Below are 25,129 nucleotides of genomic sequence, written 5' to 3' on the forward strand. Positions count from 1 at the left end.
TTTCTGTGACAACAGTATTTTGAAAATTTTTAAAATTTTTTTATCAGGGGTTCCGCTTAATCAGTCGGGTGATGATTCCCTCCGCCACCTCATAATTATCATTGATCCGGGTAACGACAAAACCAATCTTATCCCGCTTTGACGGCAGGCTCGCCATATTGCAGGAATGGGCCACCGCGTTCACCCCGATATCCAGACGGATAAAATAGGTTCCTTTATAAACATCGGTGATGGTGCCCACATATTTTCCCTGCCTATGGCATTTTTTCAGATTGTCCTTGTTGATATTTGCCGTGGCGCTCTTCGCGTCCACAGATACCGTGAGTTCATCCACAGATTTCCCATGAATCTCATTGACCGTCACCAGCACCAGATCCCCGATCTGGAATTTCTCCGCTGCATCCACCATCCATTCCCACGCCATATCCCTGGCACGCACAGACACTTCCACGCCGAACACCTCCAGCCGGACTGCCTTTGCCGCTACGGCGATCACCCTTGCCTGCACCACACGTCCCGGATAGAGCATCGGCTGTGTCCCGTCCTCTTCCGCAAAATAGAACATCTGGCGTTTCTTCAGCATGGCGTCCTTTCTGGAAGCGACCACGCTTTTTGTCTTTGTATCCAGATCCTTGATGATAAAATCAATCTCGCAGCCCAGCATGTTGTTGGCGATCCTGGTCTGCCGGTTTAAGGTATCCGCATTTTCCCGGCCGTCACCGCTTAAATTGATCATCATTTCATTCATCGGGATGATAATTCTAAACCCGTTAAAATAAGTAACCGCCACAACCCAGCCGCTCTCCAGCTTCTCTACGCCGCCCAGCTCACCGGTCAGTATTTTTCTGGTACGATGTGCGTTTAAAAGCGCATGCCATCTGGCATCCTCCTGTTCCTCCATGCTTTCTACGCGCGAATCCACGTCGATTGTCAGCACCCCGTCAAGCGCCGCCCTGGGCGCTTCCCTTTCTGCCGCCGGAGCGCCAGAAACTTTTTTTGTTTCCTCCATGTTTTCCCTCCAGTCTTTTTTAGTGAAAAAAGGCACAAAAAAACGGCTTCCCGAAAAAGCCGTTCTCATGTGCCTTCTTTTTACGAATATCATTGTATAATGGTTAGAATCGGATGTCAATATCATGCGTATCGCAATTCAGTTGCATAATATTCGCAATTTATTCGCATTATGCCGATTAGCAGTTTATTCCCTCTTATCCTGCTTTTTTCTACATTTCCATAGCGCCATCGGATGATTTGCCACATTGTTTAATTCAGAACTTTGTCCGAATATCCATTCGGGGTAATAATTACCCTCTGCAAATGCTCTCCAAAAACGCTCTTCTTCCTGTGTCGGTATCAATATGGGCGCTAAATAATCCCTCACTTCATTTTGTACAATGTCCAGTTGAAATTTCTCACCCTTCCGCAATACCGGATACAGATCCCTTTTGATTTGCTGTGCTGAAACCTTTCCAATATAATCCAGTTCAAACTTTACGGGCGGTTCTTCCGCCCCGATTGCGCTATAAAATACAGCACATTTACGGAGCATAACCGTCTCGCTCTCATCAAAAAGCCCATATTTGACCATGTTATAAATATCATACAAATCCCTGGATGCAGTTCTCGTAAGTAAAGCCACTGTCTTTGATGCAAATATTTCAAGCGGTGAAACAGAAAGCACTGTGAGTTTCTCTTGATTCCATGGAAGTTTTATTTCCCGTCTCTTCACAGGAAGCACATGACACCGAAGCATATAGTTAATCTCTATTTTCAGATTATCCTTTACTCCACCGACATTGACGTATTCATAAACAAATGAATCCAGTGCGTGATATTTTTTTGATTTAGGACTCAGTGTATAACCGTTCGCTATCATATATTTACTGATTCGCGCTGTAATGCTTTCTCTATCTTTCAACATTGCATCTCTTTCGATACTTTTACAATAGTCCAAATCAATATCTACCGAAAGTCTTGGCAAATCAAAAATAGTCAGATTAATGGCTGTACCACCTTTTAATGCAACGGAATCATTCAGAAGGTCGTCTTCCTCAATAAATCTCAGCACATCCGCAAGGCGACAGACCTTTTCAAGTGTATCCCGTACAAAGCCCATTTCTTTTGCCATTCGCCCCAGTGTCATTCTATCAAACTGCATCATAATCGCTCACTCCTTTATCTATCAGTCCCTTTAATGACAGCGGTGTATATAATCCCCATTTTTCATTAAAAACGTTCGCTCCTTCTGCTTTCATTAAATACCGCTTCGCACCTGATGAATTTCTCTGACATTCCTCAAAAAATCTATCAGACAAGCGAATTTCATTTTTTAACTCTTCAAATATATAACCACATTTTTGATATAAAAATCCGTTCTCATTCCGTTTCAGGCACGCAATTAATTTTTCTTCGTTTAATCCCGGCACCAGCATAAGGCAACGAACCACTTCTTCCAGTCCTGCTATTTTTTCGAAATCCCGGATGCTGTCTATGACAGTCTGTTCGATAGAAGTCATCCGAATTTTTCCCTGATGTACGATATCAATATCCTTTTTTTTCTCCACTCGGTGATAAATCACACCATCATACTCAAAGTCGGTAAAACGGCTATTTGTTGCTACATAGCACTCATAAAATACCTGGTTTCCGTATCCAAAAGCTTCGAATGCACTATGATGTGATATGCATGCATCCGGGAAAAGATTAGATCCTATCTGGTATCTTGAAAGTACAGGCTGCTTTGTTTCCATGCTGATTACCACGTAGAAATCCCGTTTCACTCTTTCAATATATCCTTTTTTCTGGTATGAATAGATAACCGTTTTTGCCGCAGATTCTGTTCCGATTAATTTCGTCAGCTCGTCTCGATTAAAGCATCCTTTTTCCAGTAGTTTTTCATAATGTTTCATACGATATCACCGTTCATTTTAATTATTTCATAATATGATTTCTATTTACATCATTATGCGCATTTTTTAAAATTTTCATTTTGATTTTATCATATAGTGATTCGTATTTCAAGCAGATTGTGTAATTTTTAAAAAGCATATCGTTGTAAGTTTCTCAATTATATTTCTTCACATATGACTACATTATCTTTTTTATCCCGTCCGCATACCGGATTCTGGAAAAATACCACACTTTTCCATTGACCATGCGGCAGATCCGCTCATTCTGCAGATATTGAAACTCCGAAATCTCCGGATTATCCCTTTTCCATCCGGTCTTGTCAAAAAATTCCTGCTCCGTTTCGTATATCTCAATACAGGTTTTTGCAAGTTCCAGCTTCTCTATGTCATCTTCATGAACATATAGGTCAAACTCCCGTTCCAGCAGATAACGAAACCCATACCGTACCAGAGAATTTTCTCTTATGTCAATTGTGGGTATCTGCAAGCCTAATCCCTCCCTTCCTGCGGAGAAAACAGATCCTCTACTTTCATGACTGCCCTGCCGCTCTTTTTGCTTCCTTTCTTTTCCTTCCTTGGCAAAACAGTATCCGCTGCCAGCACATCCCCAGGTTCCATGCTTTCCATTTCCATCTGATACTGCATGTCTCTTCTGCTTTCTTTCTCCCGCTCAGTACAGTCCTGCACACAAAACCTCGCCTTTTCCTGCTCCCATTTTTGATACCACTCCGGGATATGGTTCTCAACCTTTTCCATCTGAAGCTTTCCTGCATCTCTATGCTCCGTATAATCCATTTTCCGAAACCGCAGCACCTTCTGACCCCGAATGATAAGCAGCCCCTGGTCCAAGGGGTATCTAAGAACTTCATCCGGAAGCAGGAGCTGACGCTTGCCAACAGATGTGGATTCCGTATATTCCGGTACATAATCAGTTGCCCGGATTGTATAATAGTTCTTCCTTATAGAAGACACGGACACCGTGATCTCCCCGGTACGGTCGCTGAAATAAGAGGCTGTTGTCATATCGTTGCAGCCTAAGAAAATAGAAAAATCGCACCCTCCAAGGATTTCTTCCCATTGGTTATCCGGATAGCGGTTCTGGAGCTGGGGAATGTTCTGGTAGAGGATGCTCATTCCGATGGAGCGCGACCTCGCTGTTGCCAGCTTTTTCTTAAAATCCGGCACCACCCCGATATTCGGAAATTCATCCAGGATAAAGTTCATCGGGATCGGAAGCCGTCTTTCTTCTGTCCTGTCCGCAAACCGTACCAGTTTGATGCTCAAAAAAGACGTAAACAGCGTTGCCAGCATGTCATACGTGGAATCCTGGTCGGAAGTAATGCAAAAATATGCGCATTTCTCTCTCCCCGGCAAGGTTAAATCAATATCTGTGTGGCTGGTGATCTGCTGTACCAGTTTATTCTGCAAAATCTGAAGCCTTGTCCCAAGTCCAAGCACCGCGTTTCCCTTCACCTTTTCCGCCTTTGAAAACAACTGATACGGCCCCTTTGCCGGATGGTTTCCCGGCAGCCTCTCAAAAATGGAATCCAATGCCTCTACACTTTTGTTCAGCAGGAGCTTGTACGCTTCCGGAAATGTTTTCTGCTCTGGGGGATATTCCTCATATACATACAGGCAGAGTGCCTTTAGCAGATCCATCTCCACATTGTCATAAAAGTGATCGAATTTATCGGTCGTATTTCGGATAACCACATCACAGAAAACGTCAATCAATTCTCCCTCATCGATCTCAGCCAGACAATTCCACGCATCAGAATGCGTAAGCTGGATCAGGTTCAGCTGCTTGACCGTATACCCCTCCGTTTTCAGGTAGGCGCACAGATCTTCGTACAGTTCTGATTTTGGATCCGTTATGTACATGCTCTCTCCACGCCTTACACATTGTAGTGCCATAACCCTTGCAAAGGCCCGGGATTTCATGGAACCCTGGGATCCGCATACTGCAATATTCCGGTTCAGTCTGGAATCTACGGGCAGGCTGATGATATTTCCGGTATCCAGCTCTTTCCCAAAAATGATCCCGTCCACGCTTCCGGTATCTTTATCCGTCTTAAGGATCTCTGTAAGCTCATTCTTTTTCATGAATCCGGCAGTTCCGTATGTCCCCTGGTCCGATATCTGGAAATTCCGTTCATCCTGCTCCCCGCTTTCCCTTCCCTGAAGGACGATCAATACCGCCACAACCACAAACAGGATGATTGCCGCTACCGACCACTTGATCCCGGCAGATGTCATTACCCCGTTTTGGATGCAGATGACCGGATTTAGCTGAACCTCTGACTGTAAAAACAGTGTCGTTAAAAATCCTCCCACATACAAAGCCAGAACCACCGTTCCCGCCACAAATAACAGTTTTTTCCATAAATCCCATTTTCTAAGTTTTTCCGTCTTTCTCCTCCTCTCCATACTCCATATCCTGCGACTGACATTGTGACTGATGATACTGAAACAGGTTCCCATAGTAGCTGCTGATGGTGCTTGGCGAATTATAGAGCGCCGTAATAAGCACCGCCCGTATATTCCTCGCCTTTGTCTGGTTCTCATCCATACAGTGCAGAACATATTCCACATGCTGTTTCCCCAGCTTTGCAAACCGGCTCTTTACCACGGCAGCCGGTTTATTCTCTTTGTTCACCCGGATCTCCTGTGCAGTTGAGGTCATCACGTCAACCATAATTCCAAAAATCTCATCAATCCGTTCGTCATAGGGATTGTCAAATTTCAGTACATCATAGTCAATCTGCTCCCTGATGCGTTCTTCCACTTCCGGAAAAGATAAGATGTGGGAATCTCTGTTGTATTCTCTGTAGTTATTCTCTGTATTTGTCTCACCGGTTTGAGTGACACCTCTCTCTGTTTTCAATGGGAGGGTATCCCCCATTTCAGTGATACCTCCCTCTGATTTCGGGGATACCTCTCCCCTAAATCGGGGATACCCCCTGCATACTTCTCCCTGTCCCCTGTTTTCAAAGTTTTCCGGATAGGTAAGCGCCTCCAGTACGCCAACATCCAGATCAAGGAACAGGACATTGGATACCAGGTGCCCGCCTTTTTCTATTGTCCTGAATATCCACATAAAGGCCGCCGTCTGATTTCAGGAAAAAATTTGCCAGTACATCCAGCACATGCTTTTCCTCATAATTATCGTGGTCCCGCACTCTTCCAAGCGGCAGCGTCTCGTCATAAACATGTACAAAACATACGGTACATTTCATATATTCCGGTGTTCCCCCTCCCATTTCCGCCTGCTTGACGCACCAGTGCTGGCAAGCGGTATGCAAAGGCTTATACAGATAATCCGTATAGCTCTCTTTCCGGTGCGGAACCAGAACCGGCATAGAAACTTTCAGTATCCGATCCGCAAAGGTAATATCAATCCCATGTATCAATACCAGATCCGATTTGTAATCCTCATATTTCTGCGCGTCCAGAGTAACTTCCAATGTCAGCCTTCGAAGTTTTTCCGTAAGCTTTTCCGCATTTTTAGAGGATTCCAGAACCATATCGCAGAAATTCGTATACTGCAGGTTTGAATTTTTTCTTGTGTACGCAAGCAGAATACTTCTTGCTTCCGCCAGATGCTGCTCCACCCGCCCTGCTGTTTTCTGTGCGTCATCCAGTTGGGTTTTCAGCTTCCCAAGGACATCATTCTCACTCATCCTTGCGGTAATACTCGACTTCTCCATCCTCCTTTACCGTGCAAAAACCTACTACATCCGGAATCCGAATCTCCGGGATGCTCTCTGGATTTTCCACCACAACGATATGGCCGCAGCTGTCTATCCCCTTTCTTGCGAACAGGCTATTTGTGATCCCCACCTCCGCTTCTGAAACATACAGGATATCATAAATCTCCCCATCCCCGACAAATACAATGCGCACCGGATACTCTTCCTTAGCGGCGAGAAAATGTTGTTCCACTTTTTTCTGATCCATAATCCCAAGCAGCGCCCATACGCTCTGCAGCGTGCCATATTCCCTTGCCGCATAGGATTCCTCATTGACAGCGGCCAGCTTCAGTTCCTGGTTGATATAGATATCCCGTCCTTTTTCCAGTGCCTTTAGCGCGCGCCCCACAAACTGCTCCCTGCCATCCTTTGCAAAGAATTCATAAAGCTGGCTTTTATAAAGCGCATTGTATTTCTGGATCAATTCCTTTACCTCTCGTTCTACGGCTCTCTGTTTATTTTCCATTAGTTTTTGCATCCTTTCTGCTTTATTTTTCCGTGTCATAAATGACGTATTCTATGCGTATTAACTGCGCATTTTATGACGCATAACAGATTGAAAGCTTCCATTTTATGCTATTGCGCATTTTACACGTCATAATAGGCGTATTTTGTGACACATACTATACGCTTACAATCTGTCCTTCGTTTTCTTTTCCGGTCACCCCTTTCGCCCATATGCGTCTGCCCCATACTTCTGGATCCTGCTCTTTAATTCCTGCAGATCCCTTCGGTCAGTTGTAATCAGGTCTTTTTCCAGCTGGCTTGCCTTGAATTCCACGATCAGGTTATTGTTATTGGTAGATATCAAGCCGTTGCCCCGCTCAAAATGGATAATGGAAGTCATCTCTGCCTCTGACAGATCCAGCTCCTCCCGGATATGCTCCGCTTCCGCATTTTCCATATTCAGGATGATCTTTGTTTTTGAATTGTTCAGGATGCCCCGCCCAAGTTTTCCGCCCTTAAGCGCGAAAAAGTCCGCCAGGTCCTGCGTCGCACAGACAGCCGCCCCGCCATACGCACGTATGACTTTGAAAATCTCCAGAAGATATTCACCGGCAAGCTCATTGGACGCCAAAAGTTTCCACGCCTCATCCACAAAGATCGCTTTTTCCACGGTACGGTCTTCTTTCGCTTTTGTCCAAACAAAATCAATGGCAACAAACATGCCAAGCAGAAGATCTCCGGAAAGCTCCGAAATATCCAGTACAACATATTTATTATTTAAGTTCACATTCGTCTGCTGGTTGAAACTGGAAGCGGATCCGTTTACCAGCCGGTTCAAAATATTTGCGATCCGCCTGCATTCCGCTTTTCTTTGCAAAACCTCATGCAGATCCCCGAGGATCGGCATCTTTCGGTAATACCCCGGACGTTTGGGATCCGCAAGGCTCTGGTTGTCATGGGTAATCCCCTTTTCCTGATAGGTAATCACCAATGCCTCATCCAGCAGCTGCTTTTCCTCATGTGTCATATCCGGGATCAAAAGGCTGAAAAAAATATGGAGGCTCTGTATCTTCATCGCAAGTTCTGACCGCTCCGCCATATACCCATCCAGAATATCGCTGGTAGCGGTGTCAGTCGGGCGTATTTCCATTACATTGATACAATTATGGGAAGCCGGAGAGATCTGGATAAATTCTCCGCCGATATTGGTACATGCCCTTGCAAACTCATGTCCCTTATCCGGAGCTATGATAAATACCTGGATATTTTTCCGCCGCATCCTCAGCGCCATAAGCTGCATGGTAAATGTTTTTCCTGCCCCGGAAGTTCCCAGTATCGCGATATTGGCGTTCTTATAGATCTGCGTGTTAAAAATATCCACGATAACCAGGGAGCTGTTTGCTTTGTTTACTCCCATCATAATGCCATCCTTATCTGACATCTCATAGGAAGCAAAGGGATAGCATGCCGCTACACCGGAAGTCAGCACGTTCCTCTTCGCCCGCGCATAGATCTTTTTATTCAGATTTAAAAGCGGTAGCGTGGAAAGAAATGCCTGCTCTTCCCGGAAAATACAGCTTGCTGTACCGATATCCTGGGAATTTAAAAGCTTTGTCATTTCTTTTGCCCGCCATTCCACTTCCTTTGCGCTGTATCCGGTAATCGTGATCAGGGTGCTCATATAATAAAATTCCTCGCTGCCGCCAAGCCCCCTTTTGAGATAATATCCCGCATGGATGGACTCGCTTAAATTGTCAAAATCGCTGTTTGTATCATAAGTATCCTTGATCTTCGACCGGTTTAGGCGAATTCTCCTTCCGATACGTTCCATGCTCTTTGTCTTGTCCTGCTTGAAAAAGAATACGTCCACATCAATGCCCTCTCCCGCGTTAATCAATAGGGAAAGCCAGCCCGCGGGTACCCTTGTCCGGTATTTCTGTGAAGGTATGAACAGATAGGTGTGGTACACACCGTCGATCACCGCATAATTCCAGTTCCGAAACTCTATCGTTTCCGGCGCGAACAGTTCTGTTACCGGAATCATTGGGATACTGTCCCGCCCATTTTCCTCAAGGTAATAGTCACGCACTTTCCGGATACGGTCATCCAATGTCTCCTTCATACTGGTCTGCCGGTTCAGGATCTGATAAAACGTCTCCACAATAAACCGTGTCTCATTCTCATGCTCCAGTACCACATTTCCACACAGGGCAAGATATTTCTTTGCCGTCTGGACTGCGGATTTCATATACAGGAACACATCTTTTTCCTCCGGATTCTTGTTCCCATTGTAGGACTGGTACTCAAAAATCAGGAAAAAACGCCGGGTAATCGCCTCCTTTGTGCCCAGCGTTTTAATAAGACGCGCGTAATCCTCCTGTAAAAGCCTGCAGCGCTCATCCGTTTCTTTTTCCGCCTCTTCCCTGATCTTCTCAATATACTCCAGGATATCCGCTTTTTTGGACACTACCTTAAACTGGATCTTCGATGGAGCGATCTTCAGGTAAGACATAAAAGAAAAAATAATGTTGCGCTGCTCACCGGGGGAGCGCAAAAGGAAGTTAATTGGCAAAATTTCCACCAGCTTGACATAACGGTTATCGGATGTCAGAATAATCCCGTTCTTTACCTGCCGGATTGGCAGATAAGAAGCCGCCCATGTCACCGGCAGAAAATCCAGCGTCTGCTCCTTTCTTTTCTTCTGCGGCTTTTTATCCTCTTCCCTTGCTTCCCTGGGCATTTTCCGCTGTTCCTGCGCTTCCGGGATCTGGAACAGTTCTTTTTTCAGTGCCCGTTCTTCCACTTCCTGCTGCCGTATCCTTTTATATTCTCTTTTTTCATCCTCGCGGCGTTTCTGCGCTTCCTCCTTCATGCGTACGTTGTACCGTTTCCGCTCTTCTTTGTGCTTCTTCCTCGAATTTCTTTGCCCTTTCTTCTCTGCGCGCTTTGCGTCTTTCAGCTTCCTTTTTAGTTCCTTTACTTCGCTTTCTATGCTCTCCACCCCCTTTCCGCTTTGCCTGCCTCCGTTCTCTACGGTACTGTTTTTTCTGCTGCTTTCTAATCCTCCTGTTCCTTTTCAGACGGTACTGGCCGTTTGGTACGGTAAGCGTCCTGCGCCTCGCAAGATAACAGAAAAACTGAAAGATAAATGATGTAAGACTCTCACCCTGCACCCCGATCACCGCAAAGATGGCTACCGGAAGAATCACGATGATCCCGGCGTAAATCTTCCCCTTTACGCTTAAATCAACCGCCATCAGGAGCTGAAATAAAAGAAGGACCAGGGCTGCCGCTTCTACGGCATTCCTGGCCTCAACTCTTCCGGATAGGATCGTCCCTTCCTTTGCAAAATTCGGTGGTATGGTGTAGACATCTACCCGTTCTTTATGTGCCATGTCACACCTCCATTATTCTCTGTCCTTAGCTATATTTTTTCTGCCTTTTGCGCAGCAACAGGACACCAGCCAAACAGGCGGCGCCAATGCCGCCAAACAATGCCATTACCTTCTTTATCCCCATATCCCGCACTATGCCTTCCTCCTGTCAGGACAATAAAATGCCCGCTTCCGCTGCCGGTTATGGTATACGCCTCACAGATTTCAACTACCATCTTTCCTTCTTTCAGCGACTGAACCACATAGCCCATCCGGTCTTTTCCTACCCGCTCGCAGGTAAGCCCCCAATGGTGCGCCGCGTTCGTCGGGAAAGAATGTGCGGTTCCCACGCCACTCACATATTCTCCGTTGGCTATGGAGTAGGCGCAGGTCATCTGGGGATTTACTGTCTGCCCGGTCAGCGTTGAAATAACGATTGCCATAGAGGTCGGGCCGCAGCCTGCTCCCCCGATTGTACTGGTGCCATAACCCATGTTCGCCCACGGTTCTTCTCCCTGGTTATAGTACACAACTCTTTTCTGGCAGTTTGCCACCGTATCGTAAGTGATGATATCCCCGGATGCGTCAATGTTGCCGATATAGGAATCCTCTCCGCTGCTGCCTCCGGTAATAAAATCCGTCCAGCGGAACAAGGTAAAGAAGCCATTTTTTACCGCGTCAATCCCGTCCTGCATGAGCTTTAATAATTTGATCACCAGATTGAAAACCGTCTCGTTTGTCACAAACTTGTACTGGTAACCACCCCCGACATTCGTAAGCTGCGCATTCAGCATAAGTGCAAGGGTATATTCTATCCTTTTCGCCTGTACGGTCCTGCTCTCTTCCCATACATTGCCGCCCTCCGCCAGAAGCTGCTCGTACGCGGCCTTATCAATTTCCTTCCTGCCTTCCTCTGTCTGATGGCAGTATACCGTCTGTGTGGACTCTGTTTCCCTTTCATCCGTGACAGACCAGGAGAAAAAACGTTCCACATTTTTTTCCACTGCTTCCTTCAGGATCTCATATGATTTGCCCAATCCTTCATCCGGCTGCCCTGTATCCTGGGATACAGACGGAGCTGTCCTGCGGTCCTGAATCTCCACATATCCCAGCACTTTCTGCACATACGCCTGGGTTTCCGGATAAGGCGGGATCTGATACCCATAATCCACTACCGCGTTAGGGCCTGCGTTATACGCCGCGATTGCCAGCTCCAATCCATTTGAATGATTCTTAAACTGCTCTATGTTCTGCGCGATATATTTTGCCCCGCCCATGATATTCTGCCGCGGATCGTATGGATCAGATACGCCAAGCCCCGCCGCCGTCGCCGGCATGAGCTGCATAATCCCGATTGCGCCGGCACCGGAGACCGCATTCGGGTTAAACTCAGATTCCACCTTTGCCATTGCGATCAGAAGTGCGACGGGTACGTTATATGTCCTTGCAGCCTCTTCAAAATACGCGTCATACGGGCTGGAAAGGTTGGTAGACATATCAAGCCCCAGACTGTTTTGATAGCCCAGAAAAGAATACAACGTGCCGTTGTCACAGTTTTCCGCCATCATGACCGCAAGATAATAGCTTATGTTCCGCTTCAGCTTTGTCTCATATTCATCGACCACCACAAGCTCATGGCCTTCGTAATGCTTCTCTTTGTCCGCACTGATCTCCTGTATATTTGCGTCCCGCTCCGCTTCGATAACCGAAAGAATATTTTTTGCGTATTCTTCATTCGCGAATATCTCTTCCACCCTTGTCCGAAGGTTTGATAATTGTGCAGACTGGGCTTCGTTTGCGAAAGAATCCGCATTCGCAAATCCCAGATAACTTAAAATAATGCCGATCAGATTCGCAATAATAAACATCCACAGGAAGAGGAACAGAAAAATCCCGGCTATCACTTTCCAGAATGTTTTGCTGGAAACGAGTGTTCCCACAACAGTTCCCAGCGGTCCGGCAAGTGCCGTACCTGTGGCGGCCCCAGCTGCCGCTGTCCCGCCTTTCGCCGCCGCCCGGACTGCATAGGCGGCCTGTGCGGTATGGGCGGCCGTTTCCGCTCCCGCGTCAAGCGGCGAGGAATCCCATTTATCCCCCTGCATTCTCTCACCCCTTTCACTTCAGCGGTATCCCACTGCCTGTTTCTGTTCTTTCCTTTCCTGCTGCCTGCGCCTTAATTCCTCCCTTGTTTTTGGTACTTCCCGGAATTCCCGCGCCGGCTTTCTGTGCCCATCTCCCTTCTGGTTCTCTGCGGGAATCGGGCCTCCAGAGCGCATATGGTTCATTTGTCCGCCCATTTCCCCCATCGGTTCCATACTGTGATCCGCATTTTCCCGGGGCATTTGCGCATCTTTCTTCCTCTCATCCGCCATATACGGATTCTCCTCTGCACTGCTCCCATCCGGCATTGATGCTTCTTCCGATACACGGTTTGCCGCTTCATGGATCACGGGTGCCGCTCCGGTAATGCCGTTGCTTCCCTCGTCTCCATAATTTTTTGCGCCGTCCATATCAGAATCACCGTTTACCTTATCAGACATGCCACCCCTGTTCGCAGGCGGCGTGATACCGGATAATACATCTGCTGCATTTTTTCCTGATCCTATGTCATCTTCCAGTGTTTTTCCTACGGTTTCCGCCCCGGCTGCATCATATGGCGCTATACCGCTTCCACCAAGTTCTGTCTCATTCCCGGACATACCTCCGGTATCATCAAGCAAACCAAGATCATCTAACGCGCCGTTTTCGCCGTTTCCTGTTCCCATGTCGCTTTGCTGTGGATTCCCATTTATACCTGCCGCGCCAGATGTACTATACGGAGCTATGCCGCTGTTTCCAAGTTCCATATCATTTCCAGCGATATTTCCGCCGGCATCTCCAGACAAACCAAGATCGTCTAACGTACCGGTTCTGTCACTTTCTGATCTCATGACTCCTTCCTGTGGATTCCCACTACCGCCTGCCGCGTCAGATGAACCATGTGAAGCTATACTACCACTTCCAAAATCTGCGCCAACTTCACCGATGATGCCCTCCGGGCTTCCATACGAATCTATCCCCGGCATAATGCCCGTAGTTCCATTTGGATTTGAATCCGTTCCCCTGCCGGAAGCCCTGCTGCTTGCAAGGCTTGCATTCCCAAATGCGTCTCCAGCATTTCCGTAGGAAACACCCTCTGATTCCGGGCCGCTTCCCATACTGTCTATCGTACTGCCATCCAATTCCATAGCACTCTCATCCACGCCATCTGAAAACTCTTCTTCTACCGGATAATCACCAATTTCACTGATAATGCCGGCACTGCCGTTTCCATATCCAGTCTCCGAAGCGGTCCCCTCAGTTATTTCTTTTACGCTCATACTACCAGTACCAGCTCCGTCCTCAACCACCTGCCCGTCTGTAGTACCATACCCATCTGTAGTACCATACCCGTCTGCATACTCCGGGATACCGGATACATTCATATCCATGGATGTCCCGTCTTCCGAACCGGATACCTGAATTCCGTTATCTCCCGGAAGGTTCTCCGAAATGGAACCATTTTCCGCTCCCGTAACTTCTGTCCTTCCAATCCCTGTTCCGGCATCTGTCCTGATTCCAGGATCTGCACCCTCTTCCATCGTCTCTCCTGTCACTACGCCCAGCTCTTCTAACACACCGCTTCCGCCTGCCGCTTCTTGTTCAGGATATCCAGCCGCCCCAAATTCTCCGGAGCCTTCCGAAGTATCCGGCGCCTCATCAAAGCCTCCTTCCGATGAAATATCTGACATATCCATATCCGAAGCCGCTGTGTTTCCGGACATCATAGGAATAGGACCCGTAAATCCTTCGGACATACCGCCCTCTGCCGCTGTTGTGGCTGTACTCTCTCCTGACTCCGGGGCGTCTCCTCCAGCTCCGGCACTTCCTCTCCCAATCTGGGATAAAATCCGGCTTGCGGCCATGATCAGCCCCATTGCGCCCATGCCAGCGGACGGACGCCCAAGGTTAACCCCAAGGGACGCAAGGTAAGAATCCATTTTAAAAGTGATCTTACAGAATCCCACAAGGCAAAGCGTCGCTACAAAAAATTTAGTGAACCCATAACTGCTTGCCATCAGGTTTCCATAGCCCGACAGGAACATCTTCATGCACCATGCGTTAAGAATAATCAGGACAACCTGCCCGCCAAACATCTTCGACCATGACGCAAGTATGTTATTTGTGGATTTGGAACCTCCCGTTGAAAAAGCCAATGGCGCTGTGTAGGAAAAAACACCCAGCAGGACATAGCGCTCCGCTATAACAAACAGCATCTTAAAGTAATTCCATGCGACTACAAACTGCATAATCAGCATGAGAAAGGATATACTCAGCTTTCCTACCCCCAATGTTTCCGTAACACCTTCCAGAGCAGAGACAAAGCCCGAAAAACTCTCTACTTTAATTTCTGTCCCCACCACCCATTGATAGGGCGTTCCCGCAAATTTGAGAATATAATTCACAATCGGTTTTGCCGCCACTACAAAAAAGAGTGCGATTGCGGACCGGATCACCAGTTCAACCGGCTCCTCACCGTTCACACTCTTCCCAAACATGGATTTGAACAACTGCCACACCAGGATCAGCAGCAGCATAGCGATCCCCATTGGCACGATGACATTCTTATAAAGGGCGCTGACTACCGAAAATAATTCTTCAAACAGTGACAGGTTACAGGACAGCAATTCCGTAAACATTTCTGTTACCAGTTCCATCATATCCACGATAAACTGTGAACAGATTTCCCTGATCCCATCCAACAATAACTCTAATAACCAGCCCATGCGTTACCCATACCCTTAAAGGATACCCTCCTTTCTAAAGCCGGGAGAGCGCCGGCCATATAAATATCTGTTTTCAGCTATCAGCCCGTGAACATGCTCTTTGGAATGATCTTTTCCAGATATGTCACAATCGCGCCCAGTGTCATCAGGGCTGCCCAGCAGACCACTATGCGCTTCAGCCATGCCCGGGATTCGTCTACTGTCCTGCCTGATTTTGAGAAATTCATCAGGAACAGGCAGACAGCGGCGCACACAACAGCGGCCACCGTGGCAATCCCTGCCACATCTGTATAGACTGTCTGCATTGCATTCTTCGCGGTCCCAAATATATCAGACGCAAGCACCGGCATCCCGGTCATGGTAAAAAGTGTTACTGCCAGAAAGGTAATAAACGCGAACCGGGGAACCAGCACAAAACGCTGATTCCCCGACTGTGAACGCATCCTTTCCGTTTTCTCCTGTTTGATTTTTCCTGCCAACCAATCGCCTCCTTTCCACACGGAATTTTCTGCTTCCACATAAAAAAAGACAGCCACGCAATATGGTTGCCTTCCGGTGTAATGTTTTGCGGCTCCCCATGCGGGTTCACGCATGCACAAAACTTTACTTTACCATTGTATAAATTTCAAAATCATATGTCAATATCAGACCAGTCGCAATATAGACGCATATGTATCGCAATTTCGTCTAATGCTTTTTACATGATAAAATTCCCATTGTTGTCCAGATCATCTCTTTTAAAGCCTTTGATATGTACCTCTCATAAATCCCGCTTTTTTAAATGTAACGCCGTACTTTTTTCATGTATTGCTTATATGCCGTTCCAAATTTTTCCAAACACCATCTTTCCTCTGCAAGAATGATCCAATGAGCTGAAATTTGAAATATTACAATTATCCCGAATAGTACCATTGACCGGGTTAATAAAGATATTCCCACAAAACAAATAAAATAAGCGATATACATAGGATTACGGGAAAACCTGTAAATTCCATTTGTATTCAGCCCCACAGGATCAGGATCGGAGAAGTTTATTATTGTAATTACACATAAACATAGTCCTGCAAGATAACTAATCAAACCTAAGAAGAATTGCCATGAAAAGTCTATTTTTACTGATAAGAAAAACGGATATAACATTATTCCTGCGGTTGATATTTGATAAATGAAATAAGCCGCTTTTTCATTTTCCCACATAGGCGCAAAATGAGCAGCACGCTGTATCGATGCTCTATTCAAAACGGATAATAATATAAATCTTATTACTAAAAACGGTATCAATAATAAAAAACCATTCATCCTATTACAGCTCCATATTCTGATTTGAACTACACCACAAGCTGGAAGTTGTAAATTAAACAATAAACTCAAACAGCTTGTAATTCGTCCAACCTATATCCTCGTAAAACATTTGAATTGTATCAAGATATATAAATCCCATTTTGGTATATGCCTTTTCTGCCGGAATATTTCCTTCGAGAACATCCAACCGAATTGTCTTAATATTATTCTCATGGGCTATTTTAATAACTTGCTGAACCATTTGTTTTGCTATACCTTTACCAGAAAACAAAGAATTAACACCGAGTGCGTGAATTACAAAAAGTTCAGAGTCTTTTACTTCAACAGACCACTGAATGTCCTTGTAACTATCATTGTATTCATGATTCACCACCATACAGGAGACTATCTGTCCGTCCATCTCTCCAATATATAATTCATTGCTTTCAATAGACCTGATCAAAAACTCTTGTGTTGGATATATATCTTTTTCCCATCCTGGCTTATACTCGGCATCTTCCATCGCATCAATCAATAAATAGTAGAAATCTCTAACATTGCTATAATCGCTACTGTCAGCAGTTCTAATTTGCAACATAATTGCATCCTCCAAATCTCGATTTTCATATTTCCTTATTACTCAGTACCTTTTGTATCAGCAAATCCAAAGCATTCTCAAAATGCTCATCGTCTTCTCTGCTCCGTTTTTTCGGTCCTTTCAGATGATTTTTCTTTGTGGCTCTTCTGGCCTTTTTCGCTAGATGACGTTCCATGAGCATCCGGTCTATATTCTCATTTGTGTACCATTTTCCTGACTGATGAATCGCACAGGCACCTTTTCCAAGTGCCATTGCCGCCACACCATAGTCCTGCGTCACAACAATATCTCCTTTATGGCAAAGCCCGATCAGAGCATAATCCACTGCATCCGCTCCGGCGCCGATAATCTTTACTTCACTGTAATCGGATACAAGTACATGGTTAGTATCACAGAGTAAAGTTACCGGAATACCATATTTTCTCGCAAGCTTTTCTACAATACCTACCACTGGACAGGCATCCGCATCAACATATATCCGCGTTCCGCACTCATTTACCTTTTCCATATTTCTCCACTTCCGCCTGATAGATCTTCTCGGTACGCTCATCAAATAAGACCCACATAACCACATCCAGCTTATCCGGATGCTCCATAAGAAATCCCCTTACTGTCCGCACAGCGATCTGTGCCGCAAGCTGAACTGGGAAATGATATACCCCAGTGGCAATAGACGGAAACGCAATCGTCCGAATCCCATGTTCAACAGCCACCTGCAGAGAGTTTCTATAACAATCCGCCAAAAGCTCCGGCTCCCCATGGTTTCCGCCGTTCCATACAGGCCCAACCGTGTGGATCACATATTTACAGGGCAGCCTGTATGCCCTGGTGATTTTCGCCTCGCCGGTCCTACATCCGTGAAGTGTCCGGCATTCTTCCAATAACTGTTTTCCTGCAGCTCTATGGATTGCCCCATCCACACCGCCACCGCCCAGCAGGCTCGTGTTTGCGGCATTGACAATCGCAGTGACCGTATCAATCTTTGTAATATCTCCTCTGATTGTTAATAGCATCTATGTTCTCCCTCTTTCCAATCACGGTTTTCTCATCTTCAGCATGCTTACTTTCCTGCCCTGCTTTCTATCAGCTCATAGCTCCTGTCAAGGAAATCCAAAATCTTTATTTCACCAACCGTTCCATCCAAAAGAATGGAGATCCAGTTATTTTTATTCATATGGTATCCCGGAAGGAACCCTTGGACCTGACGCAGTGAGCCTGCCATTTCCGGATCACATTTCACATTTAGGATCTCAACTTCCCCATCGCCTTCTATTCCAAGTTTATCTCTGGACACATTCATAATGACCGCGTACCATTTATCCGTATCTTTCATCCGGAGGACAGCATAACCTGGATACTGTTTCCAGAGATATTCCGGTACCGTCCCGTATACTTTCTTTGCGTAATCAAAAATTTCCTGCCGTTTCAAAATAAATCATCCTTTCGTCATCTGCACTCCGATATGAAATACATATCACAGGAATTGCAGGAAAACTTGTATTTCCCGTTTTCTGCCGCAGTCATTGACACCATACCACCGCAAAATGGACAAACCGTTGTTTCGCCCGCTTTCAGTCTTTCCATCTGTCTGATGAATCCCTGCGCATCCATTTTCCCGCCGCATTTTTCAATCCAGTCATTTCCAAGTGCCTTTTTCAATTTTCCATCCATCAAAAATACTTCTGAACCCTCTGTAATATCCTGCTCATACAAGCTGGCATCCGGAACCTGTAATGTTATATTTTCTCCCGTAGTGGAACAAAGCCGCACCTGCACCAGGTCTTCCATTCCTTCCGGCCGTCCTTCACAGCCAAAATCCAATTCACATATCTCTGTCACTTTATATTTTTTACGCATATTCCGCTCCTTATATGATGATTCCCTGCAGATGGTCGCACTCATGCTGAATGATCTGGGCGATCCAGTCGGAATACTTCTGGCGCTGCTTCTTAAAATTGCCGTCCTGATACTCCACTTCAATTTCCCGGTATCTGGTACATTTTCGCACACCTTCCAGGGAAAGGCACCCCTCCTCTGTTTCATAGGCGTCTGATTTTTTCACAATCTTGGGATTATACATTATGATATTCACAAATCCCATATTTACGGCGATAATATTTTTCCTTATCCCTATCATATTCGCCGCCATTCCTACGCAGCCTGCTTCATGTGCTTTCAGAGTGTCCAGCAAATCCTCCGCCACCTGCTTATCCGCTATTGTGGCCGGCTCTGATTTCTGATTCAAAAAAAATATATCTTTCATAATTGGTCTGATCATCTTTATTTCCTGCTCTTCCATAATCTTATATAAAAAGGACAACATGGCTTTTCCGCACAACGCAGAACACAGCCATACTGCCCTAAGATAAAATGTTTACTACTCTGCGTATAACAAGACTTTCCACTGTATTGGACACATTTTACCGTATCCATTTCCCTGTTGTTCTGCCTGACCTCTTGCCCAATTCATTATAACAGACACGATTTAAAAAGCATACCGTTTTTTATCTGCATTTCTGCTCAAAAGTTACTACTCCAGTTCTTCCATGTTATCCGCCATTTGTACAACACCAACATAAGTGACCGTATTTTGTGGGAACCGGTTCTCACGGCAGAAATCTTTGAACAGGTTGCTCAGTTCTCCTTCATCGTATGCCATGATGTCCAACTGTGTTTGATCTTCCCTGTTTTCATCGTTAATAAAACCGATATTTACGCTCATTGCTCTGCACATTTGGGGATTACATTCTATCTCCCAGCCATATTTCTTAATATATTGTTTTATTGTCATATGCCATTCCTCCATCTGATAATAACTGCTTGTACTGTGCTCCTACTGGGTTTGATTTCGACAATTCAAAAAAGGCATCCGGAACCATGTTGATCCCTGATGCCTTTTTGTTATTTGCGGGGTGAGCTTAAATATATTCTCTGTTAATCTTACGCTTTGCCCTGTCCATTCTTATGAAATCCTCACCCGTCCTTAATCAGCTAATCTACTGCCGGGTAATTATATCACCACCGAAGCCTCTTTTTGAATTTTTCTCACAAAGTCCTCGGATTGTTTCAGTAACTTTGCGATTTCTTTTACCGAATAGCCGTCTTTTGTCCATTCACGAACTAAATCCCTGATATTTTCCTCGCGTCCTTCCTCGCGACCTTCCTGACGTCCTTCTTCTTTTAATCTTTCCAATGCTGTACACATATCACCCCCCCGACTGCTTCCCCATCCTATAAAGGAATCTTCCCTGCCACTTTCTGAACAAATGGCAGGGAAAATCAACAGTCTTATATCAATATTTTAGATTCGTCCTGAATTTTCTTAACAAATTCTTCCGGCCTCTTCAGCAGTTTTGCAATTTCTTGTACAGAATAGCCATCTTTTGTCCATTCAAGCACCAAATCCCGGATATTTTCCTCGCGACCTTCCTGACGTCCTTCTTCGCGTCCTTCCTGACGTCCTTCCTCGCGTCCTTCTTCTTTTAATCTTTCCAATGCTGTACACATATTAACCTCCTGACTGCTTCCCTGACGCATCAGTTCCGCTGAATCTGTAATCTTTCCAATTACTGTAATCAGTTCCGATTTTATTTCCTTGTCCCTGTACTTGGTTCTGATTTTATCAAAGTTTCCTTTAAAAATTTCCCTTGACACTTCAAATACTGTCTTTACGTCTTCATTATGGAACACATACTGATCACTTTCCCGCACCTGAACAAGATTCATCTTATAGTCCGAAAAGATACGTTCAATCTCCTCTGGCATCTCTACGATCATATCCTTCAGGCACATCGGGCCATCCCAGATATGTTCTGAATAGTATACCACAATCGAAATAATCGGATGCAGCCGGTCTTCCCTGCGCATCCCGGAAAGGAATTCATCCTCCGTCATATTCCCAGCTTCCGTTTTACGGGAACGGGAAATCTGCTGGTATTCTTTCAGATACCCCATCCCATCATATAACAGTGTGCGTAAAGGCATGGCATAATGAATCCGTTGCTGGGCTTCGATTCCCAAAACAGCAAACTCTACACCGAACGCCATCTTTTTTACCACATCCCTGGTCCGCACAAGGGATTCCTCATAATCCTTGAAGCGGATAATTCCCGATAGATCGGTATCCATTTCCTGAAGTGCTTCCGGTTTTAATACTTCTTTTCCCTGAAATACCACTGCATTGAATAAGTCCGCAAACCGTTCATTCTGGCGCCAGAAGTCTTTCAAAACTACATCCGTTTTTACTTTCTTTTTTTCTGCCATCCGGCTTCACCTGCCTTTTCTCCTGATTTCATTATATCAGATTTTTTTAAGCCTGCAACTATGAACTTTCTCCTATACATAGGCCGCATCCGACACTTTCACCTCCCCATTCTTTACCGTAAATGACTGATTGTATTCCAGCTCATTTATTACTGCCAGTATTGTCTCAAACGCAGCGCGCAGTTCCAGATACCGCATGATGAATCCGGTTACTTCTGTATACAACGCCATCTGCTGCTTTTTCGTCAGACGTTCTAATGCGTGTATCCGTTGCAATTTTTCCTTTCCAACATCAGAATATCCGTAATTCCCTTCATTTTCCAATAAGCAGGCCATATCTGTATCAGATAGCATGCAGGCTGCCGTATTCCACCATGATATATCTGTATGTCCGCCATTTGCCATGTCATCTTCACAGAATTCCAGATTCTTATACGGCAGATCATAATGATAAAACAACCGGTGGCGGATCTCTCCTAATTCCTCGTACTTCTCTCCAGCAATATTTGCCATTTCATTGATCTGTTCACTGTAGCTGTCCCAATAAATGCTGTTTTTCTCATTCCCGTTATCAAGATAGCCCATGATTTCATCCAGCCCATCGTAAACCGACCAGATATCCAGCTTTTTAAATAATCCCATTTTACACCTCCAACTTCACATATTCCGTTAGGGAGTATCCGGAAATATCCTCCGGAATACTCCCTCAGGATTACGCTGCTAATGCCATCTCATTTTCCTCCGCCATGTGGTACGCAATACAGTAGCAGAACCCATCCGTCTCAAATTTGATGTAATCCTCCGCCTGCTCTAAAATCCGCAATACTTTTTCTGTCACCTTCAGCATCCCATTCTGAAAATACCGGGCCTGCTTTCCTACATCCAGAGGCAGCATCACCGTTCCATATGTCCATATCATCCGTTTCTGTTTCATTGGTTTCCTCCTTTCCTTCTTCCTGATTACGGTTTGAACCTTTCCCACTCCTTTCTTATGTTCCAGCATCCTTAAACGCAAAAAAAGGCACTGACTATTCTTTCAAATAATCAATGCCTTTCCGCGTTTATGATATAAGACAGATTCCTGCCCAAAGTCAGCTTCCAGCCTCTGCCGGAACACAATCGGGTTTGCGATGCACATTTCCTTTGCCGCCATGTTGTTTTCAAACACAGCCTTGCCATGCAGACGAATCCACGCATAGGACGGACTGGAAACAGAAATCTCAATTTCAGGATTCTCCAGCATATCCTTGTAAACATCCTTTGTGTTGTTGGTGCAGAACCACAGCTTACCGTCCATTTCCCCCGCGAACATGAACGGGCGGCACTTTGCTTTTCCATCACGTCCTACGGTTGCCAGATACTGAACAGGATTCTCACTTAAAAACTCGATCACTTTCTTCATTGTACTTACCTCCAAATTTGTTTTATTTTGTTTGTGGGCTTTCGCCTTTGTTGATCATATTGTAGCAATCCTTCTTTTTTCTGTGAAGTACGCACAATATTGTGGTATAGTTACCAGCAGGAAACCATGCTTTTGCCGGACTGTCTTTTTCTGTTCGGAATTGCTTGCTTTTACTTCCTGATGATCCTATAATAAAACCGTACAGCCATTTTATAAGGTAAGCATAATATTGTACTATAGTCACCTATAAGATACTATGAAAGGAGTTCATTACATGGAAACCACAAAAGAAATTGCCGGTAAACCAGCAAAGGCATTACCGGATTGCCCGGTAGAGACAACTTTAACCTTGATCAGCGATAAATGGAAAGTGCTGATTCTGCGTGATTTGTTACCTGGAACCAAACGTTTCGGAGAATTAAAAAAATCCATCGGACATGTGACGCAAAAAGTTCTGACTGCACAACTTCGCCAGATGGAAGAAAGTGGTCTGGTGATCCGTACCGTTTTCCCGGAAGTTCCTCCCCATGTAGAATACACACTGACAGAGCTTGGTTACAGTCTCAAGCCCATTCTGGATGCTATGTGGGATTGGGGCGAAGATTACAAAGCTAAAAACTCACAATAACCAGCATCCGGCTAAACAATTGACGATAGAGGATATCTTCTATTAATCATAATTCTACTTTCGTCCCGTGGTATCCATTTCCCCAAATACCACGGAACAAAACCCTGTTTCTTCATATTTCTTTATTGCCATAAATCGTATCCTCCCGATAAGTAAGCAGACGGACATATATCTGTCCAAATGAGCTGTCAGATACAGAACGTGACTGTCCTGTGAAAAGAAAAAGGACTTCAATCAGCATCCGGCATTTCCGCCAGAGCGAATCAAAGTCCTATCTTTGTATCTTCTTTTAAAACCTTCCCCTTCTCCAAAGCCAGTACCTCCGCTATTCACAGAGTCCCATTTGACTTTTAGTATAGTAGGTGGTTATCATTTTTTATTGTCTTTAATATTGCCGGGTGAATTCCACGCCAATCACCTCTCCATTTAACATCCATGCCAATATAGCATTTAATTTCGTTATCAATGTCAAATTGAGTAACATCTAGAATATTTATTCATCAAACTTCAAATCGGGCTAATAGTAAGCCTTTTTATGAATTACACGAATCAAGTCACCCGTCCATACAATTTCATCTAATCTGGGTAGTGCTATTTCGTCCGTTATGCGTCAATTAATGCGTCACAAATGGACTAAACAGCATCAAATAACACCGTTTTCACAACTTTTCCGTAGTAGGAGACGAAATACTCCACCGCGTTCTCCGGGAAGAACTCCTTAAACTCGCCGTAGAGCTGTGCGGCGAGGGTTTTGTTGTGGGCTAAAATCAGGGTCGGCTTCTGCAATTGCTGGATGACATTTGCCATCGTAAAAGTCTTGCCAGAGCCCGTAACCCCTAGTAAAGTCTGGCATTGGTTGCCTTCTTTGAAGCCTTTGACGAGGGCTTCAATGGCCTGCGGCTGGTCGCCGGTGGGCTTGTATTCTGATACTAATTCAAAATGATCCATGATAAGTTCCTCTTCACACTACTTTAATAACACAAATAGCTTAATTTATCTATATAAGGCGCATAATTTGTTATTACTTCTATAATACGTGGTTTGCTGCAAAAGAGAAATATGCATCCTCTTATTTGTTTCCTTTAGTCGTACTTTAACCTTAATAAACAACAGTATTCCTTCTTCTGTTACGGCTGATATCCAAAAATTCTTAGTAACATTATCACTTGAGGCATTAAGAATGAGCCAAAAGTAACGATTTATATCTGCGTTTTTATTATTGTCCAACTCATTTGTTGGCTTCGTAGAGCAGTATAATGGAGAAGCATATGTAGTCCTCTCCAAATGCCATGATATTCTTTAAATTTGTACTTTTTTCTTTTGATGTGAGAAGCACAAATATCCATCTTCTCTGTTTTCTAGTGAAAAATCGTAATCCTTTTCATCATTAACTTCCACTACGATTTTGTCTCCACAAAATTCTTCTGTATAATCATCTTCTTTCCGTTGAAAAGCTAAAGTATAGTAACCAACTTCTCCGATTTTTATTTCATTTTCTCTTTCTATATCCTTTTCTTTAGAATACACTTGAAAAAAAGATTGTAATAACAATTCCAACCAATAAGACGCTGTAAGATCCAGCATTTTTTCCGACTAAACATAAAACCTTCCAAAATTCTTTAAATGAATACGGCGTTATTGCTATCCATAAAAAAGAAATTCCAATAAAAATCAAT

The 25,129-nt window shown here is 44.8% G+C and carries 28 protein-coding genes and 1 pseudogene; 1 reads left to right on the forward strand and 28 read right to left on the reverse strand.

Features of this window, described 5'->3' with window-relative positions; translation table 11 throughout:
- Positions 1-43 precede the first annotated feature (43 nt).
- The 26 genes from ACESZH_RS05075 to ACESZH_RS05200 all read right to left on the reverse strand — a co-directional run bounded on the left by ACESZH_RS05075 (position 44) and on the right by ACESZH_RS05200 (position 22,825).
- Positions 44-1,009, reverse strand: coding sequence for an RNA-binding protein (locus ACESZH_RS05075; protein ID WP_373213601.1), 966 nt, complete (start codon positions 1,007-1,009; stop codon positions 44-46).
- A gap of 186 nt (positions 1,010-1,195) precedes the next feature.
- Positions 1,196-2,158 (reverse strand): nucleotidyl transferase AbiEii/AbiGii toxin family protein, encoded by a 963-nt coding sequence (locus tag ACESZH_RS05080; protein WP_373213599.1) that lies wholly within the window; start codon positions 2,156-2,158, stop codon positions 1,196-1,198.
- Positions 2,145-2,906, reverse strand: coding sequence for a transcriptional regulator (locus tag ACESZH_RS05085; RefSeq protein WP_373213597.1), 762 nt, complete (start codon positions 2,904-2,906; stop codon positions 2,145-2,147). Before ACESZH_RS05085 ends, ACESZH_RS05080 begins: the two co-directional genes overlap by 14 nt.
- Positions 2,907-3,084: 178 nt before the next feature.
- Positions 3,085-3,393, reverse strand: coding sequence for a hypothetical protein (locus ACESZH_RS05090; protein WP_373213595.1), 309 nt, complete (start codon positions 3,391-3,393; stop codon positions 3,085-3,087).
- A 2-nt stretch (positions 3,394-3,395) separates the two neighbouring features.
- Positions 3,396-5,333, reverse strand: coding sequence for a VirD4-like conjugal transfer protein, CD1115 family (locus tag ACESZH_RS05095; RefSeq protein WP_373213592.1), 1,938 nt, complete (start codon positions 5,331-5,333; stop codon positions 3,396-3,398).
- Entirely contained in the window at positions 5,302-6,003 is a 702-nt protein-coding gene (locus ACESZH_RS05100) for a DUF6017 domain-containing protein (RefSeq protein WP_373213589.1), read from the reverse strand. Before ACESZH_RS05100 ends, ACESZH_RS05095 begins: the two co-directional genes overlap by 32 nt.
- Complete coding sequence (locus ACESZH_RS05105) at positions 5,942-6,613, reverse strand: DUF6100 family protein (RefSeq protein ID WP_373213587.1); 672 nt, start codon at positions 6,611-6,613, stop codon at positions 5,942-5,944. The genes ACESZH_RS05100 and ACESZH_RS05105 overlap by 62 nt, the downstream gene beginning before the upstream one ends.
- Entirely contained in the window at positions 6,579-7,121 is a 543-nt protein-coding gene (locus ACESZH_RS05110) for a DUF5697 family protein (RefSeq protein WP_373213584.1), read from the reverse strand. The genes ACESZH_RS05105 and ACESZH_RS05110 overlap by 35 nt, the downstream gene beginning before the upstream one ends.
- Before the next feature lie 195 nt (positions 7,122-7,316).
- Complete coding sequence (locus tag ACESZH_RS05115; RefSeq protein WP_373213580.1) at positions 7,317-9,974, reverse strand: helicase HerA domain-containing protein; 2,658 nt, start codon at positions 9,972-9,974, stop codon at positions 7,317-7,319.
- On the reverse strand, positions 9,940-10,497 hold the full coding sequence (locus tag ACESZH_RS05120) for a hypothetical protein (RefSeq protein ID WP_373213578.1): 558 nt from the start codon (positions 10,495-10,497) through the stop codon (positions 9,940-9,942). Before ACESZH_RS05120 ends, ACESZH_RS05115 begins: the two co-directional genes overlap by 35 nt.
- Before the next feature lie 29 nt (positions 10,498-10,526).
- On the reverse strand, positions 10,527-12,578 hold the full coding sequence (locus ACESZH_RS05125; RefSeq protein ID WP_373213576.1) for a transglycosylase SLT domain-containing protein: 2,052 nt from the start codon (positions 12,576-12,578) through the stop codon (positions 10,527-10,529).
- A gap of 18 nt (positions 12,579-12,596) precedes the next feature.
- The gene (locus tag ACESZH_RS05130) at positions 12,597-15,281 is read right to left on the reverse strand and encodes a hypothetical protein (RefSeq protein WP_373213574.1); all 2,685 of its coding nucleotides are present in this window, start codon (positions 15,279-15,281) and stop codon (positions 12,597-12,599) included.
- An 80-nt stretch (positions 15,282-15,361) separates the two neighbouring features.
- Positions 15,362-15,760: a hypothetical protein gene (locus ACESZH_RS05135; protein ID WP_373213572.1), complete on the reverse strand. Its 399-nt coding sequence runs from the start codon at positions 15,758-15,760 to the stop codon at positions 15,362-15,364.
- Positions 15,761-16,058: 298 nt separating this feature from the next.
- Entirely contained in the window at positions 16,059-16,580 is a 522-nt protein-coding gene (locus ACESZH_RS05140; protein ID WP_373213570.1) for an isoprenylcysteine carboxylmethyltransferase family protein, read from the reverse strand.
- A gap of 55 nt (positions 16,581-16,635) precedes the next feature.
- Complete coding sequence (locus tag ACESZH_RS05145; protein WP_373213568.1) at positions 16,636-17,160, reverse strand: GNAT family N-acetyltransferase; 525 nt, start codon at positions 17,158-17,160, stop codon at positions 16,636-16,638.
- Positions 17,161-17,185: 25 nt separating this feature from the next.
- Entirely contained in the window at positions 17,186-17,668 is a 483-nt protein-coding gene (locus ACESZH_RS05150) for a YaiI/YqxD family protein (protein ID WP_373213565.1), read from the reverse strand.
- The gene (locus tag ACESZH_RS05155; protein WP_373213562.1) at positions 17,652-18,173 is read right to left on the reverse strand and encodes an O-acetyl-ADP-ribose deacetylase; all 522 of its coding nucleotides are present in this window, start codon (positions 18,171-18,173) and stop codon (positions 17,652-17,654) included. The genes ACESZH_RS05150 and ACESZH_RS05155 overlap by 17 nt, the downstream gene beginning before the upstream one ends.
- Positions 18,174-18,220: 47 nt before the next feature.
- Complete coding sequence (locus ACESZH_RS05160; RefSeq protein ID WP_373213559.1) at positions 18,221-18,589, reverse strand: MmcQ/YjbR family DNA-binding protein; 369 nt, start codon at positions 18,587-18,589, stop codon at positions 18,221-18,223.
- 17 nt (positions 18,590-18,606) lie between these two features.
- Entirely contained in the window at positions 18,607-19,017 is a 411-nt protein-coding gene (locus tag ACESZH_RS05165; RefSeq protein ID WP_373213555.1) for a hypothetical protein, read from the reverse strand.
- 10 nt (positions 19,018-19,027) lie between these two features.
- Positions 19,028-19,438 (reverse strand): peptide deformylase, encoded by a 411-nt coding sequence (locus tag ACESZH_RS05170; RefSeq protein ID WP_373213552.1) that lies wholly within the window; start codon positions 19,436-19,438, stop codon positions 19,028-19,030.
- A 252-nt stretch (positions 19,439-19,690) separates the two neighbouring features.
- Complete coding sequence (locus tag ACESZH_RS05175; RefSeq protein WP_373213549.1) at positions 19,691-19,951, reverse strand: hypothetical protein; 261 nt, start codon at positions 19,949-19,951, stop codon at positions 19,691-19,693.
- A gap of 219 nt (positions 19,952-20,170) precedes the next feature.
- Positions 20,171-20,365: a hypothetical protein gene (locus tag ACESZH_RS05180; RefSeq protein WP_373213546.1), complete on the reverse strand. Its 195-nt coding sequence runs from the start codon at positions 20,363-20,365 to the stop codon at positions 20,171-20,173.
- Between the two features lie 83 nt (positions 20,366-20,448).
- On the reverse strand, positions 20,449-21,423 hold the full coding sequence (locus ACESZH_RS05185; protein ID WP_373213544.1) for a hypothetical protein: 975 nt from the start codon (positions 21,421-21,423) through the stop codon (positions 20,449-20,451).
- Positions 21,424-21,495: 72 nt separating this feature from the next.
- Entirely contained in the window at positions 21,496-22,065 is a 570-nt protein-coding gene (locus ACESZH_RS05190) for a hypothetical protein (protein ID WP_373213541.1), read from the reverse strand.
- A gap of 70 nt (positions 22,066-22,135) precedes the next feature.
- The gene (locus ACESZH_RS05195; RefSeq protein WP_373213538.1) at positions 22,136-22,357 is read right to left on the reverse strand and encodes a hypothetical protein; all 222 of its coding nucleotides are present in this window, start codon (positions 22,355-22,357) and stop codon (positions 22,136-22,138) included.
- Between the two features lie 102 nt (positions 22,358-22,459).
- Positions 22,460-22,825, reverse strand: coding sequence for a pyridoxamine 5'-phosphate oxidase family protein (locus ACESZH_RS05200; RefSeq protein ID WP_373213535.1), 366 nt, complete (start codon positions 22,823-22,825; stop codon positions 22,460-22,462).
- A 274-nt stretch (positions 22,826-23,099) separates the two neighbouring features.
- On the opposite strand from ACESZH_RS05200, the gene ACESZH_RS05205 reads away from it, so the two are divergent.
- The gene (locus ACESZH_RS05205) at positions 23,100-23,453 is read left to right on the forward strand and encodes a winged helix-turn-helix transcriptional regulator (RefSeq protein WP_373213532.1); all 354 of its coding nucleotides are present in this window, start codon (positions 23,100-23,102) and stop codon (positions 23,451-23,453) included.
- A 672-nt stretch (positions 23,454-24,125) separates the two neighbouring features.
- Here the strand turns inward: ACESZH_RS05205 and ACESZH_RS05210 are convergent.
- A pseudogene (locus tag ACESZH_RS05210) lies at positions 24,126-24,401 on the reverse strand (DEAD/DEAH box helicase family protein); the annotation flags it as partial.
- 351 nt (positions 24,402-24,752) lie between these two features.
- A complete protein-coding gene (locus tag ACESZH_RS05215) occupies positions 24,753-25,037 on the reverse strand; it encodes a hypothetical protein (protein ID WP_373213529.1) in 285 nt (94 codons plus the stop codon).
- Between the last annotated feature and the right edge of the window lie 92 nt (positions 25,038-25,129).

The organism is Ruminococcus sp. 5_1_39BFAA (genome assembly GCF_964240875.1).
Classification (GTDB): Bacteria; Bacillota; Clostridia; order Lachnospirales; family Lachnospiraceae; genus Blautia_A.